At 71.8% G+C, this 17250-nt stretch carries 12 protein-coding genes; 2 read left to right on the top strand and 10 right to left on the bottom strand.

Annotated features, from left to right (window positions below):
* Window positions 1–3: 3 nt before the first annotated feature.
* The 8 genes from LWF15_RS34105 to LWF15_RS34070 all read right to left on the bottom strand — a co-directional run bounded on the left by LWF15_RS34105 (window position 4) and on the right by LWF15_RS34070 (window position 9185).
* The gene (locus LWF15_RS34105) at window positions 4–2643 is read right to left on the bottom strand and encodes an NADH-quinone oxidoreductase subunit G (protein ID WP_232815136.1); all 2640 of its coding nucleotides are present in this window, start codon (window positions 2641–2643) and stop codon (window positions 4–6) included.
* The gene (nuoF, locus tag LWF15_RS34100; RefSeq protein ID WP_232815135.1) at window positions 2643–3941 is read right to left on the bottom strand and encodes an NADH-quinone oxidoreductase subunit NuoF; all 1299 of its coding nucleotides are present in this window, start codon (window positions 3939–3941) and stop codon (window positions 2643–2645) included. The genes LWF15_RS34105 and nuoF overlap by 1 nt, the downstream gene beginning before the upstream one ends.
* 27 nt (window positions 3942–3968) lie before the next feature.
* On the bottom strand, window positions 3969–4850 hold the full coding sequence (gene nuoE, locus LWF15_RS34095; RefSeq protein WP_232815134.1) for an NADH-quinone oxidoreductase subunit NuoE: 882 nt from the start codon (window positions 4848–4850) through the stop codon (window positions 3969–3971).
* A complete protein-coding gene (locus LWF15_RS34090) occupies window positions 4850–6190 on the bottom strand; it encodes an NADH-quinone oxidoreductase subunit D (protein WP_232815133.1) in 1341 nt (446 codons plus the stop codon). Before LWF15_RS34090 ends, nuoE begins: the two co-directional genes overlap by 1 nt.
* The gene (locus tag LWF15_RS34085; RefSeq protein ID WP_232815132.1) at window positions 6190–6900 is read right to left on the bottom strand and encodes an NADH-quinone oxidoreductase subunit C; all 711 of its coding nucleotides are present in this window, start codon (window positions 6898–6900) and stop codon (window positions 6190–6192) included. Before LWF15_RS34085 ends, LWF15_RS34090 begins: the two co-directional genes overlap by 1 nt.
* On the bottom strand, window positions 6897–7451 hold the full coding sequence (locus tag LWF15_RS34080; protein ID WP_232815131.1) for a NuoB/complex I 20 kDa subunit family protein: 555 nt from the start codon (window positions 7449–7451) through the stop codon (window positions 6897–6899). The genes LWF15_RS34085 and LWF15_RS34080 overlap by 4 nt, the downstream gene beginning before the upstream one ends.
* 25 nt (window positions 7452–7476) lie before the next feature.
* Window positions 7477–7836: an NADH-quinone oxidoreductase subunit A gene (locus LWF15_RS34075; RefSeq protein WP_232815130.1), complete on the bottom strand. Its 360-nt coding sequence runs from the start codon at window positions 7834–7836 to the stop codon at window positions 7477–7479.
* A gap of 659 nt (window positions 7837–8495) precedes the next feature.
* A complete protein-coding gene (locus tag LWF15_RS34070) occupies window positions 8496–9185 on the bottom strand; it encodes a demethylmenaquinone methyltransferase (protein ID WP_232815129.1) in 690 nt (229 codons plus the stop codon).
* A gap of 203 nt (window positions 9186–9388) precedes the next feature.
* On the opposite strand from LWF15_RS34070, the gene LWF15_RS34065 reads away from it, so the two are divergent.
* Entirely contained in the window at window positions 9389–10648 is a 1260-nt protein-coding gene (locus LWF15_RS34065) for an isochorismate synthase (RefSeq protein ID WP_232815128.1), read from the top strand.
* Here the strand turns inward: LWF15_RS34065 and menD are convergent.
* Together menD and LWF15_RS34055 are read right to left on the bottom strand one after the other, a co-directional pair.
* Window positions 10645–12327 (bottom strand): 2-succinyl-5-enolpyruvyl-6-hydroxy-3-cyclohexene-1-carboxylic-acid synthase, encoded by a 1683-nt coding sequence (menD, locus tag LWF15_RS34060; RefSeq protein ID WP_232815127.1) that lies wholly within the window; start codon window positions 12325–12327, stop codon window positions 10645–10647. The genes LWF15_RS34065 and menD overlap by 4 nt on opposite strands.
* Window positions 12328–12386: 59 nt before the next feature.
* Window positions 12387–16208, bottom strand: coding sequence for a GAP1-M domain-containing protein (locus LWF15_RS34055; protein WP_232815126.1), 3822 nt, complete (start codon window positions 16206–16208; stop codon window positions 12387–12389).
* Window positions 16209–16305: 97 nt separating this feature from the next.
* Between LWF15_RS34055 and LWF15_RS34050 the strand changes: the two genes are divergently transcribed.
* Window positions 16306–17250: a 1,4-dihydroxy-2-naphthoyl-CoA synthase gene (locus tag LWF15_RS34050; protein ID WP_232815125.1), complete on the top strand. Its 945-nt coding sequence runs from the start codon at window positions 16306–16308 to the stop codon at window positions 17248–17250.

Below are 17250 nucleotides of genomic sequence, written 5' to 3'. Positions count from 1 at the left end.
CGCTCAGACTCCCGTCAGCGCGTGGCCGGCGAGCCGGACGGAGACCGCGGCGCCGTTGCCGGCCGCCAGCCGGGCCCGGACCGGGCTGCCCGCGGAGTTGCTGGGCAGCCAGACCACTCCGTCGGGCATCGGGGTGAGGGCGACGGGCAAGGTGATCTCCCCACGGTCGTTGGAAACCGTCACCGAGCCGGTGGTGCCCGGGCTCAGGCCGAGCTGCTCGGCGGTGGCCGGGGACAGCCGGGCGACCGCCCGGTGCGCGGTGCCGGCCAGGTAGGGCTCGCCGTCCTGCAGCCGGCCCTTGTCCAGCAGCATCGACCAGGTCGACAGCAGCGTGGCACCGGCCGGTTCGACGGTGTGTGCCTCGGGCTGGGCGGCCCGGGCACCTTCCCAGCGGCCGAGCTGGGCCAGCTCGGCGAAACCGGCCTTCTCACCGCGCAGTCCGAGCCACTCGCCGGCCTCGGAGGCCAGCGCGTCGAGCACCTCGCCGTCGCTGAGCGCCTCGGAGGTGAGCGCCTGCGGGAACTCCCGCCAGCGGCCCTCCCAGTTCAGGAAGGTGCCGCCCTTCTCGGCGGGCGGGGCGACCGGCAGGACCACGTCCGCGTAGGCGGTGACCGCGCTCGCCCGGACCTCGAGACTGACCACGAACGAGGCGGTCTCGAGGGCCGCACGGGCCGCGGCCGGGTCGGGCAGGTCGTCCGGGTCGAGACCGCCGACGAGCAGACCGGGCAGCAGACCCGCGGCCGCGTCGTCGATGATCCGGGTGGTGTCGCGGCCCGGTTCGGTGGGCAGACTCTCCACCTCCCACGCCGCGGCGATGTCGACCCGGGCGGCCGGGTCGGCGACCGGACGGCCACCGGGCAGCAGGCTGGGCAGGGCACCGGCCTCGACCGCACCCCGCTCACCGGCCCGGCGCGGCACCCAGGCCAGCCGGGCCCCGGTGCTCGCGGCCAGGGCGAGGGCGGCCTGGTAGGCGCCGGGCGACTCGGTCAGGCGCGGGCCGAGCAGGATGATCGACCCGGGCGCGGCCACCGCCTCGGCGGCGGCCGGGGTGCCCAGGGCGGCGGCCTCCTGGCCGGGCCTGGTCTCCAGCAGCGTGCCGGACAGCTTGATCAGGCCCCGGGTGGCCCAGGGGGCGATCGAGAAGACCTGCTTGCTGCCCTTGAGCACCGACTTACGTAGCCGCAGGAAGATGCTCGCGGCCTCCTCCTCGGCCTCCAGACCGGCCAGGAGCACCGACGGTGCGGCCTCCAGCTCGGCGAAGGTGACGCCCAGACCGGTACCGGCCACGGCGTGACCGAGGAAGGCCTCCTCCTCGGCCGAGTGCGACCGGGCGCGGAAGTCGACGTCGTTGGTCCGCAGCACCACGCGGGCGAACTTGGCGTAGGCGTAGGCGTCCTCGACGGTCAGCCGGCCGCCGGGCAGCACCCCGACTCCCCCGGCCTGGCGGGCCCGCAGCAGCCCTTCGGCCGCCACCTGCAGCGCATAGGGCCACGAGACCGGCTCCAGCTCACCGGTTTCCGGGTCACGCACCAGCGGGTGGGTGAGCCGGTCGGCGCCGGTGGCCCAGTTGAAGGCCCAGCGGCCCTTGTCGCAGTTCCACTCCTCGTTCACCGCCGGGTCGTCGGCGGCCAGGCGCCGGGTGACCTTGCCGCGACGGTGGTCGACCCGCAGCGCGCAGCCGCTGGAGCAGTGCTCGCACACGCCCTTGGTGGAGACCAGGTCGAACGGCCGGGCCTTGAACCGGTAGGCCGCGCCGGTCAGCGCGCCGACCGGGCAGATCTGGATCGTGTTGCCGGAGAAGTAGCTGGCGAACGGCTGGCCGGACTCGTCCAGCAGCGACTCGCCCTGGGTGCGCGCACTGGCCAGGTCGTCGGCCGCGTAGGTGCCGGTGACGTGGGCGTGGCCGGTGCCGCGCGACTCGTCCATGCCCTTCGGCGTGCCCTGGACGTGCGAGGCGACGGTCGGCTCGAGCTCCTCGCTGGTGCGCACCGCCGGGAAGGGCAGGTCGACGTGGAAGTCGAGCACCCCCGGCGAGAACGTCCCGATCTGCTGGTGCGCCCCGCGCATCTGCAGGTCGATGAACGGGTCGCCGGCGATCTCCTTGGAGAAGCGGGTGCAGCGCTGGCACAGGATGCAGCGCTCGCGGTCGAGCAGGACCTGGGTGGAGATCCGGATCGGCTTCGGGAAGGTGCGCTTGACCTCGGTGAACCGGCTCTCCGAGCGGCCGTTGGCGAGCGCCTGGTTCTGCAGCGGGCACTCCCCGCCCTTGTCGCAGACCGGGCAGTCGAGCGGGTGGTTGATCAGCAGGAGTTCCATCACCCCGCGCTGGGCCTTCTCCGAGACCGCCGAGGTGAGCTGGGTCTTGACCACCATCCCGGGGGTGGCCGTCATCGTGCAGGAGGCCTGCGGCTTGGGCATCGGCCGCACGTTCCCCTCCCGGTCCGGCATGGCCACCTCGACCAGGCACTGCCGGCAGGCGCCGGCCGGGGCCAGCAGGGGGTGGTCGCAGAACCGCGGGATCGCGATCCCCAGTTCCTCGGCGGCGCGGATCAGCAGGGTGCCCTTGGGCACGCTGACCTCGATCCCGTCGATGGTCAGGGTGACCAGGTCGACCGCCGCCTTCGAGGGCTCAGTCACAGTCATCAGGCGTTCACTCCAGCGAAGAGCGTGGACTTCACCGGGTCGAACGGGCAGGCGCCCTCGGTCAGGTGAAGCAGGTACTCGTCTCGGAAGTACTTGATCGACGAGCTGATCGGGCTGGTCGCACCGTCGCCGAGGGCGCAGAACGAACGGCCCAGGATGTTGTCGCAGATGTCCAGCAGGCGTTCCAGGTCCTCCGGGACGCCCTGGCCGTTCTCGAGCTGGCGCAGCACCTGCACCAGCCAGTAGGTGCCCTCCCGGCAGGGGGTGCACTTGCCGCACGACTCGTGCGCGTAGAACTCGGTCCAGCGCAGTACCGCCCGGACCACGCAGACCGTCTCGTCGAAGATCTGCAGCGCCCGGGTGCCGAGCATCGAGCCGGCCGCCCCGGTGCTCTCGAAGTCCAGCGGGATGTCGAGGTGCTCGGCGGTGAACATCGGGGTGGACGAGCCGCCCGGCGTCCAGAACTTCAGCTCGTGGCCCTCGCGCATGCCGCCGGCCATGTCGATCAGCTCGCGCAGGGTGATGCCCAGCGGGGCCTCGTACTGACCGGGCTGCTGCACGTGCCCGGAGAGCGAGAAGAAGCCGAAACCGGCCGACTTCGCGGTGCCCATGCCGGAGAACCAGGACGCGCCGTTGTCGATGATCGAGGGCACGCTGGCGATCGACTCGACGTTGTTCACCACCGTGGGGCGGGCGTACAGACCGGCCACGGCCGGGAAAGGCGGCTTCAGCCGGGGCTGTCCGCGCCGGCCCTCGAGAGAGTCGAGCAGCGCGGTCTCTTCACCACAGATGTAGGCGCCGGCCCCGGCGTGCACCACGATGTCGATGTTCTGCCCCGAGCCCAGCACGTTCTCGCCGAGATACCCCGCGGCCCGCGCCTCTTCGACGGCGGCCAGCAGGCGGCGGTACACGTGCACGACCTCGCCGCGCAGGTAGATGAACGCCCGCTCGGCCCGGATCGCGTGGCAGGTGATGATCGCCCCCTCGATCAGGTACTGCGGGGTGGCCATCATCAGCGGGATGTCTTTACAGGTGCCGGGTTCCGACTCGTCCGCGTTGATCACCAGGTAGCGCGGGTTGCCGTCCGGCTTGGGCAGGAAGCTCCACTTCAGCCCGGTGGGGAAGCCGGCCCCGCCGCGACCGCGCAGGCCCGAGTCCTTGACCGTGGTGACCACGTCCTCCGGGACCATCGCCAGCGCCTTACGCAGCGCCTGGTAGCCGCCGTTGCGCTCGTAACTCTCCAGCGTCCAGGACTCGGCCTCGTCCCAGTGCTTCGACAGCACGGGTGTCAGAGTCACCGGAACACGCTCGTCAGCCATCGGAACTCAGCCCTTCTTCTCCGTGCCGGTACCGGGGTCGTTCTCGCCGCGGGTGGCCTCGGCCGGGGGTTTGCCCGCCTCGGTGCCCGCCCGCTCCTTGGTGCCCGGGTCGACCGCCGGGGCGTCGGAACCGCTGCTGCGGGCCTCGCGGTTCTGGACATCAGCGGCCGCCGACGCGGTCGCGGCGGGCACCGTGGGCGTCCCTTGTTCTGAAGAGGGACCACCGGTACCCGCGGGACCAGGTGCCTGCCAGCCCTTCTCGGCCGCCAGCAAGGTGCCCCGAAGCGAAGGGGCACCGGCCCCGACTCCCTGGGACGCCCGTCCGTCGTTGAAACCCGCCAGCACGTGCGAGACCTCTTTGAAGGTGGGCACGCTGTCCGGGCCCCGGGTGGGGGCCACGGCCTCACCGGCGCGCAGCCGGTCGCAGACCCCCCGGGCCGAGGACGGCGTCTGGTTGTCGAAGAACTCCCAGTTCACCATCATCACCGGGGCGAAGTCGCAGGCCGCGTTGCACTCGATCCGCTCGAGGGTGATCTTGCCGTCCTCGGTGGTCTCGTCGTGCCCGACCCCGAGGTGCTCCTCGAGCGTCTCGAAGATCGCGTCGCCGCCCATCACCGCGCACAGCGTGTTGGTGCAGACCCCGACCGTGTACTCACCGTTGGGGTGGCGCTTGTACTGCGTGTAGAAGGTGGCCACGGCCGAGACCTCGGCCGTGCTCAGGCCGAGGATCTGCGCGCACAGCGCGATCCCGTCCGGGCTGACGTAGCCCTCTTCGCTCTGCATCAGGTGCAGCATCGGCAGCAGGGCGCTGCGCGGCTGCGGGTAGCGGGCGATGATCTCGTGCGACTGGGTGGAGAGCCGTTCGACGGCCTCGGCGGAGAGCGACATCAGCGGTCGACGCCCCCCATCACCGGGTCGATCGATGCCACGGCCACGATCACGTCGGCCACCTGCCCGCCCTCACTCAACGCCGCCATCGCCTGCAGGTTGTGGAACGACGGATCCCGGAAATGGGCCCGGTAGGGCCGGGTTCCGCCGTCCGACACCAGGTGCACCCCGAGCTCGCCGCGGGGCGACTCGACGGCCTGGTAGACCTGGCCCGCGGGGACCCGGAAGCCCTCGGTGACCAGCTTGAAGTGGTGGATCAGGGCCTCCATCGAGGTGCCCATGATCTGCTTGATGTGGTCCAGGCTGTTGCCCATCCCGTCACCGCCGATGGCCAGCTGGGCCGGCCAGGCGATCTTCTTGTCGCCGACCATGACCGGGCCGGGGCCCATCTCCTGCAGCCGGTCGAGAGTCTGCTCGACGATCTTGAGCGACTCCTTCATCTCGTTGATCCGGATCCGCAGCCGGCCGTAGGCGTCGTTGGTGTCCCAGGTCTGCACGTCGAAGTCGTACGTCTCGTACCCGCAGTACGGCTCGGTCTTGCGCAGGTCGTGCGGGAAACCGGTGGAGCGCAGCATCGGCCCGGTCACGCCGAGCGCCATGCAGCCGGTCAGGTCGAGGTAGCCGACGTCCTGCAGCCGGGCCTTGACCAGCGGGTTCTCGTTGTTCAGCTTCTCCAGGTCGGAGATCCCGCGGCGCAGCACCGGGATGTCCTCGCGGATCCGGTCGATCGCGCCGGGGGGCAGGTCCTGGGCCAGGCCGCCGGGCCGGATGAACGCGTGGTTCATCCGCAGGCCGGTGATCAGCTCGAGCAGGTGCAGGACCACCTCGCGCTCGCGGAACCCGACCGTCATCACGGTCAGCGCGCCGATCTCCATGCCGCCGGTGGCCAGCGCGACCAGGTGCGAGCTGACCCGGTTGAGCTCCATCAGCAGGACCCGGATGATGCTGGCCCGCTCAGGGATGTCGTCGGTGATGCCGAGAAGCTTCTCGACGCCTAGACAGTAGGCGGCCTCCTGGTACAACGGGGACAGGTAGTCCATCCGCGTGCAGAAGGTGACGCCCTGGGTCCAGGTGCGGAACTCCATGTTCTTCTCGATGCCGGTGTGGAGGTAGCCGATGCCGCAGCGGGCCTCGGTCACCGTCTCGCCGTCGATCTCGAGGATCAGCCGGAGCACGCCGTGGGTGGACGGGTGCTGCGGGCCCATGTTCACGACGATGCGTTCCTCGCCGAGACTCACCGCCTCCTCGGCGATGTCGGCCCAGTCGCCGCCGGAAGAGGTGAAGACCCTGCCCTCTTCGGCCTCGGCGTCCGGGCCCGGGTCGATCGTTGATTCGGCCATCAGTTGTACGACCTCCTCGTGTCCGGCGGCGGGATGGTGGCGCCCTTGTACTCCACCGGGATCCCGCCGAGCGGATAGTCCTTGCGCTGGGGGTGGCCCGGCCAGTCGTCGGGCATCTGGATGCGGGTCAGGGCCGGGTGACCGTCGAAGATCAGCCCGAAGAAGTCCCACGTCTCGCGTTCGTGCCAGTCGGCGCTGGGGTAGATCTCGACGACCGAGGGGATGTGCCGGTCGCTGTCGGGCGCCGCGACCTCGAGCCGCACCCGGCGGGTGTGGGTGATCGAGGTGAGGTGGTACACCGCCCGCAGTTCACGGCCGTGGGCGTCGGGGTAGTGCACGCCGCTGACCCCGGAGAACATCTCGAACCGCAGGTCGGGCTCGTCGCGCAGGCTCTTCACCACGGCGAGCAGGTGCTCCCGGCGGATGTAGAAGGTGATCTCGCCGCGGTCGACGACCACCGACTCGATCGCCGCACCAGGATCGGTACCGCCCGCGGTGAGGGCCTCGGCCAGGGCGTCGACCACGCCGTCGAACCAGCCGCCGTAGGGGCGGGGCGTGGGCGCCGGCATGGCCACGCTGCGGGTGAGCCCGCCGAAACCCGAGGTGTCGCCCGAGTCCCGGTTGCCGAACATGCCGTGGCGGGTGGTGACCACCTCGGCCACCGGGGTGTTGACCGAGAGTTCGCCGGGCTCGTCGATGCCGTCGGTCACCGGAGCAGGCCCTTCATCTGGGAGGTGGGGATCGCCTTGAGGGCCGCCTCCTCGGCGGCCCGGGCGGCCTCGTCCCGGTTGACGCCGAGCGGCATCTTCTCGATCTGCTTGTGCAGCTCGAGGATGGCGTTGATCAGCATCTCCGGACGGGGCGGGCAGCCGGGCAGGTAGATGTCGACCGGGACGATGTGGTCGACGCCCTGGACGATCGCGTAGTTGTTGAACATCCCGCCGGAGGAGGCGCAGACCCCCATCGACAGAACCCATTTCGGCTCGACCATCTGGTCGTAGACCTGGCGCACGACGGGGGCCATCTTCTGGCTCACCCGGCCCGCCACGATCATCAGGTCGGCCTGGCGGGGGGAGGCGCGGAACACCTCCATGCCGAACCGGGCCAGGTCGTAGCGCGGAGCGCCGGTGGTCATCATCTCGATCGCGCAGCAGGCCAGGCCGAACGTGGCCGGCCAGAGCGAGGCCTTACGCATGTACCCGGCCAGCACCTCGACCGAGGTCAGCATGAAACCGCTGGGAAGCTTCTCTTCGATACCCATTAGATTTCCTCTGTCCCGCGGGTTTTCAGTCCCACTCCAGGCCGCCGCGGCGCCACACGTAGGCGTAGGCGATGAAGACGGTGATCACGAAGAGCACCATCTCGACCAGCGCGAAGACCCCCAGGGAGTCGAACGCGACCGCGAAGGGCAGGAGGAAGACGCTCTCGATGTCGAAGACGATGAACAGCATCGCGACCAGGTAGTACTTCACCGGGAAGCGGCCACCGCCCGCGGCCTGCGGGGTGGGCTCGATACCGCACTCGTACGCGTCCAGCTTGGCCCGGTTGTACCGCTTGGGGCCGGAGAGGGCCCCGGCGACGATGGAGAAGACGGCGAACCCGCCGCCGATCGCCATCAGAGCCAGGATCGGAACGTAGGGGTTCACGACAGCAGCCCTCCCGAACTCTTCGCCGTTGAACACCCGGGCATCCGGCAGGCCGCCCGGGGCGCGCCCATCCTAGGGGCCTGCGTATTCGCGGACGGCACAGGGCGTACCGCACCGTCGCGATCGCTTGTGAAGTGATTCACGTGCACAGCATACGACCCGCACAGAACCTCTCCGACGCGCGGGGTATCGCTTTGGCCCTTTGTTCATAACCGCCCTGACCTGCAGCTTTACGAACGGTTGAAGTAACTTAATTCATGGTTGAAATGCTCTGTCGGGCAGTGGTTTTGCGTGCACCCGCGTGGGCCCGGTATTTACGGCACGGCTTCGGGCGGTAAATCAAAGGACGATCGGACGGGCTCGGTGGGTACGCCCGCCTTGATTTCGACACACGGTGCCGTTTTGTTTGTTGACACCTTTTGGTGTCACCGTCGCGGTTTCGGCACCCGCCCCCAATGGGGGACGAGTCATGCATGCCAGCATTTCGTCGAATCGACGCTATTCGACGGCCTGAAGAGCTCAATGACCGTTCGGCGACTAAATGCTGAATGTCGAGCCAGACCCTTGCCATTTCCAATACTTCTCTGATTTGTCGCAGCGGCAAAGCAGGAGCGCCCCCGGCCGGTCGGCCGGGGGCGCTCGTAGGTCTGAGCAGGGGGTCAGCGGAAGGCGCGGTGCAGCGCCACGATCCCGCCGGAGAGGTTGCGGTGGGCCACGTCGGTCCAGCCCGCCTGCCGCAGCTTCGCAGCCAGACCCCGCTGGTCCGGCCAGGCCCGGATCGACTCGGCGAGGTACACGTAGGCATCCGGGTTCGAGCTGACCACGCGGGCCACCGAGGGCAGCGCCCGCATCAGGTACTCGGTGTAGACGACCCGCCAGGGGGCCCACGTGGGGTGGGAGAACTCGCAGACCACGAGCTTGCCGCCGGGCTTGGTCACCCGGCGCATCTCGGCCAGCGCCGCCTCCACGTCGACCACGTTGCGCAGCCCGAACGAGATCGTCACGGCGTCGAAGGAGGCGTCGGCGAAGGGCAGGCGGGTGGCGTCACCGGCCACGAAGGGCAGGTCGGGGCGGCGCCGGTTGCCCACCTTGAGCATGCCCAGCGAGAAGTCGCAGGGCACGGTGTGCACACCGGCGTCGGCGAAGGGCTCGCTGGAGGTGCCGGTGCCGGCCGCCAGGTCGAGCACGGTCTGCCCGGCCCTCAGGTCCAGGGCCTCGGCCACCAGCTTCCGCCAGCGGACGTCCTGGCGCATCGCCAGCACGGTGTTGGTCAGGTCGTAGCGAGCAGCGACACCGTCGAACATGCTCGCCACCTCGTGTGGCGTCTTCTCCAGACCAGCGCGGGACATGCCCTGATGCTCCCACGGGGATGCTGCGCGTCTCCTCCAGCGGCCCGTTCGGGTGAGGGGTGCCCTAGTTCACAGTGGGCCCGTCGCCCCCATCGGAGCCGGGGTTCACCTGGCCTTTTGCCCGTTCGGGGGAGTTCGGGCGGCCGAGGGTGACCGACCCCGCAGCGGGGCCCGGCCGGAGCGCTCCTAATCTTGAAGTCATCATGACCACTGCTCCTGCCCTGGCTCCCCTCATCGCCCGCACCGTGGCGATCTCCGACCCCGGCCCCCTGCTCGAACTGCTGCCGCCGGGCCCGGGTCCGGTCTGGCTGCGCCGGGGTGAGGGCCTGGTCGGCTGGGGCGAGGCGATGCGGGTGGACGGTGCGGGAGCGTCCCGGTTCACCTCGGCCCGGCGCACCTGGGCCGACATGGCGCAGCGCTCGGTGGTCCGCGACGAGGTGCGGCTGCCGGGCACCGGCCCGGTCGCCTTCGGCTCCTTCGCCTTCTCCCCCGCCTCCCCGGCCGGCGGTGTGCTGATCGTGCCCGAAGTGGTGGTCGGGCACCGGGCCGGCACCTGGTGGCTCACCACGATCACGGCTGGCGGCGCGATCCCGGCCCCGGTCCGGCTCACCCGGCACGAGCGGGAGCCGGTCTCGCCCGAAGGCACCGAGTTCACCCCGGGGGCGCGGGACCCGCAGGACTGGCGGGCCGCGGTCGCCGAGGTGATCGACCGGATCGAGGCCGGTCAGGTGGAGAAGGTGGTGCTGGCCCGCGACGTGGTGGCCCGCACCGCCCAGGACGTGGACCCGCGCGACGTGCTCGCCCGACTGGCCCGCGACTACCCCAACTGCTGGACGTTCAGCGTGGACGGCCTGCTCGGCGCCACCCCGGAGATGCTGGTCAAGCTGGAACGCGGTCTGGTCACCTCGCGGGTGCTGGCCGGCACGATCCGGCGCACCCAGAACGACGAGCAGGACCTGGCCCTGGCCGCCTCGCTGGCCCGTTCCAGCAAGGACCTGGAGGAGCACGAGTACGCCGTGCGCTCGGTGGCCGAGGCTCTGGCCCCGCACTGCACCACGACCAACGTGCCCGACTCCCCCTTCGTGCTGCACCTGCCCAACGTCATGCACCTGGCCACCGACGTCACCGGGGTGCTGGCCGACGGCGCCACCTCGCTCGACCTGGCCGCCGCCCTGCACCCCTCGGCCGCGGTCTGCGGCACCCCCACCGCCTCGGCCGCCGACCTGATCGAGGCCGTGGAGGGGATGGACCGGGGTCGTTACGCCGGGCCGGTGGGCTGGGTGGACGCGGCGGGCGACGGCGAGTGGGGAATCGCCCTGCGCAGCGCCCAGTTCGACCCGGAAGACCCGCGCCGCTTCCGGCTCTTCGCCGGCTGCGGCATCGTGGCGGGCTCGGACCCGGACGCCGAACTGGCCGAGTCCGAGGCCAAGCTGCTGCCGATCAAGGGCGCCCTGAGCCGCTAGGCCTGGGCCTGTACGGCCTGACGCAGCTTCTGGGCCAGTTCGCGGTGCCGGGTGCGGTCGATCGGGACGTGCAGCACCGAGATCCCCGAGAACGGCGCCGCGAGGGCCGCACGCAGTTCGTCCCCGCCCCGCACCCGCGTGTACGAAACCCCGTAGGCGCGCACCAACGTCTCTAGTTCGACCTGCTGGGCCGTGCCGAAAACCCGCTCATAATGACGCAACTGACGCTCACCCGCCTCGGCCCGGGCGCCGTGCTCGAGGGTGGCGAAGATGCCACCGCCGTTGTCGTCCACCACCACGATCTGCAGATCGGGCCGCCGCTCCCCCGCCCCCAGCGACAATGCGCCCGCATCGTGCAGGAAGGTGAGGTCCCCGACCAGCAGCCGGGTGCGACGGGCACTGGCCAGGGCCGCCCCGATCGCCGTCGAGATCGTCCCGTCGATCCCCGCAAGTCCGCGGTTGGCAAGGATTTCCGCGCCCACCGGGATCCGCGCCACCAGGTCGAGATCGCGGATCGGATTACTGGCCCCGCAGACCAGGAGCTCGCCGGGACGGGTGACGGCCGAGAGCTCACGGGCCACGAACGGCCCGGTGACGCGGCCCTCGCGAAGCTCCTCGTCCAGCACCGAGTCCACCGCCGCGGTAGCCGACTTGCCCGCGGAAATCCACTCGGAGAGCCAGGACTCGTCCGGCTCATGACCTTCGGCGACCGCCACCGCGGGCACCACCAGCGCGGCCTTACGCCCGGCATCGGTCCAGTCCGGCCGGGGCGAGACCACGATCACCTCGGCACTGCCGCGCGACAGCAGCTGCGTGACCGGCCGGGACAACGTCGGGCGCCCGAAAACCACCACCCGCTCGATCTTCTCGCCCAGCTCACCACCGAGCAGCAAGCGGTAGGGCGCGACCGTGCCCGACTGCCGCACTCCGGACGAGGGCTCGGCCAGCAGCGGCCAGCGCGCCTTCTCGGCCAGCTCGGCCGCTTCGGCACCGGCCCCGTCGCCTGCGAGAACGACGGTTCGGGGGCCACTTTCGATCAGAACCGGACGAGGCTGGGCAGCTACAGCGATCCGGGTGAGGCCGGCGTCGGGGTCGCCTTGGGCGAGAGCGGGCTCGTCGTCCGGGGTGAGCGGCTCGGTGAAGCCGATGTTCAGTTGCACCGGCCCGGGCTGGCGCCCGACCTGACCCCGGGCCGCCGCCACGGCCCGGGCGAGGACGTTGCGCCAGCCTGCGATCTGCCCCTCTGCGTAGGCGGTGGGGGCCGGGATCTCGCCGAACCAGCGCACTGCCGAACCGAAGATCTTCACCTGGTCGGTGGTCTGGCTGGCTCCGGTGCCCCGCAGTTCGTGCGGGCGGTCGGCGGAGAGAACCAGCAGGGGAACCCCGGAGTGGGCGGCCTCGAGCACCGCGGGATGCAGATTGGCCACCGCCGTGCCCGAAGTGGTCACCACCGCGGCGGGGGCGTGCTGGTCGTCGCCGCGGGACAGCCCCAGGGCGAGGAAGGCCGCGGTGCGCTCGTCGATGCGCACGTGCAGCTCGATCCGGCCGGCGTCGGCGGCCTCGGCCAGGGCGTAAGCCAGCGGCGCGGAACGGCTGCCCGGGCAGAGCACGACGTGGCGTACGCCGAGCCGGGCCAGAGCATCGACCAGGACGGTGGCCAGAGCAGTCGACGGGTTCACCGGGCAATCACGTGTCCCATGGTCCCAGGGCGCTCGACCGGCGGCGCGGCGAGGCCCGTTCAGTCGCGGCGCAGGACCGAGCGCAGCCAGGTCTGCCAGCCCGGCCGGTTCACCGCCCGCTGAGCCCCGCGCGGCCGGCGGAGCTCGGCATCGGCCCGGGCGCTGCCCTCGTCCTCCTGGACCACTTCGCCCTCGATCACCCGCTCGGCCGCGGCCCCCTCCTCCGGCGCGAGCCCGTGCGGAGGGGTTCGGACCGGCGTCGGCGCCGAGGGCAGTTCCGGCTGCTGAGCAGGCCGGGAGGACGAGCCGAGGTATCCACCGAAGGCCCGCAGCCGGGTGCGCAGATCCCGCTCCTCACCCACCACCTCCGGCTCGTCGGCGGCCAGCGGGAACGGGTCGGCCGCCAGCTCGGCGCCAGGCAGCGCCTGCTCCCAGAACTCGCGCAGCCCCCTGCGGTCGACCGGCCCCAGCGCCGCCCGGATCTCGGCCTCTACCAGCGCGGCCAGATGCCCCGCGAGCCGCGCCGCCGGATCCCCCGCAGCCGGACTCGCCGCGACCCCGAACGGATCCGCCGGGAACGTGCTCTCCGACTCGACCAACCGCCGCAGCACCGGCCCGACCGGCAGCGCGGGGAGCCGGGGTACGTCGGCGCCGGTGTCGGGAAGGGCCTGAGGCGACAGCTCCCCTGGGCGCAGCATCGCCCGGGTGGAAGCGATCACCACCTCGCCCGCCAGTCGGTGCTTGTTCTGCCGCAGCATCCCGCCGACCAGCGGCAGCGCGGCCTCCAGTCCCAGCGGGACGGCCTCGCGCCAGGCACTGCCCACCGGGACCACGGGCAGCCGCGAACGCAGCACGGTGTCCCGCTGCGCCGGCTCGGCCGCGATGGCCACGGTGAACGCCGCCACCGTGACCCGCGGGGCGATCAGCCGACGCTCGGTGTTGCTCAGCCCCGGCCACGCCCGGTCGGCGAACATCAGCAGCTCGGCGGCCCGCCGGTGCAGGCCGTCGTCCTGCTCCGGCCAGCCGGGCCCGGTGATGGCCAGCAGGTTGAGCAACTGGGCCTGGGCGTCGGTCACCCCCGCCCGGCGCGGCCGCTCGCGCCCCTCCGCGTCGCGCAGCGGCAGGAAGTCGATGCGCTTGAGCAGTGCGGCGGCCAGCCGGGCGCTGTCCACGTCGTCGAGCCAGTCTCCGAGGTGCCGCAGAGCGACCGGCACCAGGTGCGGCGCCAGCTTCTCGGGGGCGGGCTCGGTGATCTGCAGCAGCAGCGAGGCGCTCCACGGCGCCCCGGCCGTCAGCCGGCCGAAGATGGCCGCCACCAGCGGTTCTGGATCTGCGTCGGGATTGGCGTCCACGGCCATCCGCAGCATGTGCCGTATCGCCGGACCCCGCAAACGCGGATCGCCGGAGATACGGCCGAGGGCCGAGGCGACGGCCACCTCGAGCATCACCCGGTCCGGTCCTGCCCCCTGGTCGGCCGCGGCCAGCTCCTCGGGACGCAGCCGGGCCAGACGGTCGGCATCCACCGCGGGGGCCACGAGATTCAGCACGGCAGCAGGAAGTCGCTCGCCCGCCGGAGCCTCGGAGTGCAGCCAGCCGCCCGGCTCGTACCCCGCCTCAGCCAGGTGGGGGATGATCCAGCGCGACAACGCCGCCGGATCGAGCGGACCGGTCAACTCGGCAATCCGCGCCCCGAGCCCGACTGCCTCGTCGGGCTGGATCGAACTAGGGACGTCGGTCTCACCCGCAGCGCTCGCCTCACCGTTGGAGTTGGCCGGCTTTCCGGCGGCGAAGCCGCCCCAGGCCCCGCGGGGCCCGCGGATGTTCCACCAGCCCCGGGACGCCCCCTCAGCCACCGGCTCGTCCGGCGGGTTCACAGGCTTACGGACGCTTTCTGCGGCCCGAGCGCCCGGGTCACCACTGCCCGACGCACCTTGAGAGGCGGGGGCCCCACCGACGTCCTTCAGTTCACGGACGCCCGGACCCCCACCCAGCGAACCGAACCCGCCGCCCACGCTCGTCTGCCCGCCGCCACCCGAGCCCTCCCGCGACGCGGACTCACCGCGCGCTTCCGACTCACCAGCGCCCAAAGCACCCGGTGAACCGAACTCCCCGCCCGCGTCCGCCGGCCCACCAACACCTGAGGCGCCCTGCGAACCGAACCCGCCACCCACGTCCGTTGGTTCACCGGCGCCTGAGGCGCCTGAGGCCCTCGACCTGCCAGCGGGACCCCAGCTCGCCGCTCCGGCGCCACCGACGTCTCTAGGTAGCCGAACCCCCGACGCGCCGAACGCCCGCGAGGCCCCCGGGGCATGGCCCGCCCTGAACTCGTCGGACTCCTCCGGCGCGCCCGGCCAGCCCGAGCCCGACGGCCTCTCTTCCTGTTCGTCGGGGCCATGAGGCTCGCCGGCCGGCTCCACCACCGGCTCGCGCGAGGCCAGCATCCGGGCGGCGCGGTCGGCCAGCAGTTCCAGCCCGGCCGCCGCGAGATCCGGCCCGTGCACCAGTCGGGCGGTGCGATGGGCGAAGTCGATGGCACGCAGCAGCAGCACGCCGTGCCGTACGTCGCCCTCGTCGCCCCCGGCCGGGCGGGCCAGCCGGTCGGTGAGTTTGGCCAGTGGAGCACGCAGCCGGCTGGCCAGGCCCGGGTCGAAGCGGATGGTGTCGGGCAGCGGCGGGGCCTGGCGGAGCAGCCAGCCGTCGTCTTCCAGGGCCAGGTAGAGGTAGCTCTCGAACGCCGCCTGCACCAGCGCCGGACGCGGCGGGTCGGACTCCCGGGCCGCGACCAGGCGGCTCCAGGCCTGGTCGGCGTCGTCCACCGTGGCCGCGACCAGGGAGGCGAGCGCGGCGGCGAGGTCGTCGGACAGCTGCAGGCCCAGCGGGGTGTCGCGCAGGATGATCCGGGTCGCCGTGGGCAGGGCCAACGGCAGACCGGGGGTGAGCGCGACCGCTGCGGCCAGGAACCAGGCCGCCCCCTGCACGTCGGGGCTCACCTCGCCCGGGGCCCGGCTGCCGCCCGGCCACCAGTCTCCCCGCGGACCGCCGGTGGGCGGGGTGGCCAGGCTGATCTCGTCGAGCCGGCGCAGGCATCGCTCCAGGGCGCCGGGTTCCTCGCAGACCGCGTCGAGGGCCAGCCGGGACCAGTCGGTGACCCGCACGCTCTGGCCGAGATGGGTGCGGCGGTGGGCCGGTCCGCCGGAGGCGACCAGCGTGGCCTCGACCCGCGGATCGACGATCACCACCGGCAGGTGCCGGCCGCGCGGCAGGGTGAGGGCCGAGTCGAGGTCGGACTCGACGATGACGCTGACCACCGGGGTGCGCCAGCCCTCGGGGTCGTCCTCCTGCAGCGCCGCCGAGATCAGGTCGCCCTCGCCGCCGGCCTCGGCCTCGGCCCGGGCCAGCACGTCGGTGAGCCGCTCGTAGCTGGAGAAGGAGATGCGCAGGCTGACCGGGGGCGGCATGAGGAAGCTCACCAGCCCGATCCAGCGCACCCCGGCCTTCACGTTCGGGGCCACCAGCACCACCGGGGGGCCGCCCGCGACCGCCGCCGCCACCGCGTCCATCAGCAGGCCCAGGGCGCCGAGCTGGAAGTTCGGCCCGCCCACGAAGTCGACCACGTGCGCCCGGTCGACCACGTGCCCGCCGGGCAGCGGGGCCGGTTCGCCGTCGTCCTCCAGGGCGACCAGTGAACCGAACAGCTGGGCGTAGCGAACCACCGGCGCGTTCGGCGGCTGCAGCCACTGCCGGGCCCCCCACAGCTCGACCGGCCGGACGAAGCCCGGGGTCTGCGAGCGGCCCAGGGCGTCGGGGTCGACCAGGACATGGCTGTGCGTGCGGTCCTGGTAGTACCAGACCGCGTCGTGCCCACGGAGGCTGAACCTCATCCGTGGTTCGCGGAGCACCTGATCACCACCCCCGCCCTGGGGCTCGCTGCGCGGGGGCGGACCGGTTCGCGAGGCCGGCCAGCCTATTCTCGGGTGGGTGACGACCCCCAGCCGCGAGACCGTTTCCGAGATCTTCGATCCGCAGTCGTGGGAGCCCGTTCCCGATTACGACTTTACCGACATCACCTATCACAGATGTACCCGTTCGGGACCTGCGGGCGGCACGGTGCGTATCGCCTTCGACCGGCCGGAGGTGCGTAACGCGTTCCGTCCGCACACCGTGGACGAGCTCTACCAAGCCCTCGACCACGCCCGCCGTACCCCCGACGTGGGCACGGTCCTGCTCACCGGCAACGGCCCCAGCCCGAAGGACGGCGGCTGGGCCTTCTGCTCCGGCGGCGACCAGCGCATCCGGGGACGCTCGGGCTACCAGTACGCCGAGGGTGAGACGGCCGACACGGTGGACGACGCCCGGGTCAAGGTCGAGGGCGGGCGCCTGCACATCCTCGAGGTGCAGCGACTGATCCGGACCATGCCCAAGGTGGTGATCGCGGTGGTCAGCGGCTGGGCCGCCGGGGGCGGGCACAGCCTGCACGTGGTCTGCGACCTCACCGTGGCCAGCCGTCAGCACGCCCGCTTCAAGCAGACAGACGCGGATGTGGGCTCGTTCGACGCCGGTTACGGCTCCGCCTACCTGGCCAAGATGGTGGGCCAGAAGTTCGCCCGGGAGATCTTCTTCCTCGGCCGCCCCTACGACGCCGAGACCATGCAGCGGATGGGCGCGGTGAACGAGGTCGCCGACCACGCCGACCTGGAGAACGCGGCGCTGGAGATGGCCGCGGCGATCAACGCCAAGAGCCCGACCGCGCAGCGGATGCTGAAGTTCGCCTTCAACCTGACCGACGACGGGCTGATGGGGCAGCAGGTGTTCGCCGGGGAGGCGACCCGGCTGGCGTACATGACCGACGAGGCGGTCGAGGGCCGGGACGCCTTCCTGCAGAAGCGTGAACCGGACTGGAGCCCCTACCCCTACTACTACTGA

This window comes from Kineosporia rhizophila, from assembly GCF_021277265.1.
GTDB classification, from domain to species: domain Bacteria; phylum Actinomycetota; class Actinomycetes; order Actinomycetales; family Kineosporiaceae; genus Kineosporia; species Kineosporia rhizophila.
The sequence above is the reverse complement of the archived record's forward strand: the minus strand, read 5'-3'. Positions and strand labels throughout refer to the sequence as shown.

Bases quoted from the DNA above. Each gene is read 5' to 3' on its own strand.
- LWF15_RS34090 (WP_232815133.1), bottom strand. From the start codon at position 6,190: ATGGCCGAATCAACGATCGACCCGGGCCCGGACGCCGAGGCCGAAGAG.
- LWF15_RS34105 (WP_232815136.1), bottom strand. From the start codon at position 2,643: ATGACTGTGACTGAGCCCTCGAAGGCGGCGGTCGACCTGGTCACCCTG.
- LWF15_RS34065 (WP_232815128.1), top strand. From the start codon at position 9,389: ATGACCACTGCTCCTGCCCTGGCTCCCCTCATCGCCCGCACCGTGGCG.
- LWF15_RS34080 (WP_232815131.1), bottom strand. From the start codon at position 7,451: ATGGGTATCGAAGAGAAGCTTCCCAGCGGTTTCATGCTGACCTCGGTC.
- LWF15_RS34055 (WP_232815126.1), bottom strand. From the start codon at position 16,208: ATGAGGTTCAGCCTCCGTGGGCACGACGCGGTCTGGTACTACCAGGAC.
- nuoE (WP_232815134.1), bottom strand. From the start codon at position 4,850: ATGTCGCTCTCCGCCGAGGCCGTCGAACGGCTCTCCACCCAGTCGCAC.
- LWF15_RS34070 (WP_232815129.1), bottom strand. From the start codon at position 9,185: ATGTCCCGCGCTGGTCTGGAGAAGACGCCACACGAGGTGGCGAGCATG.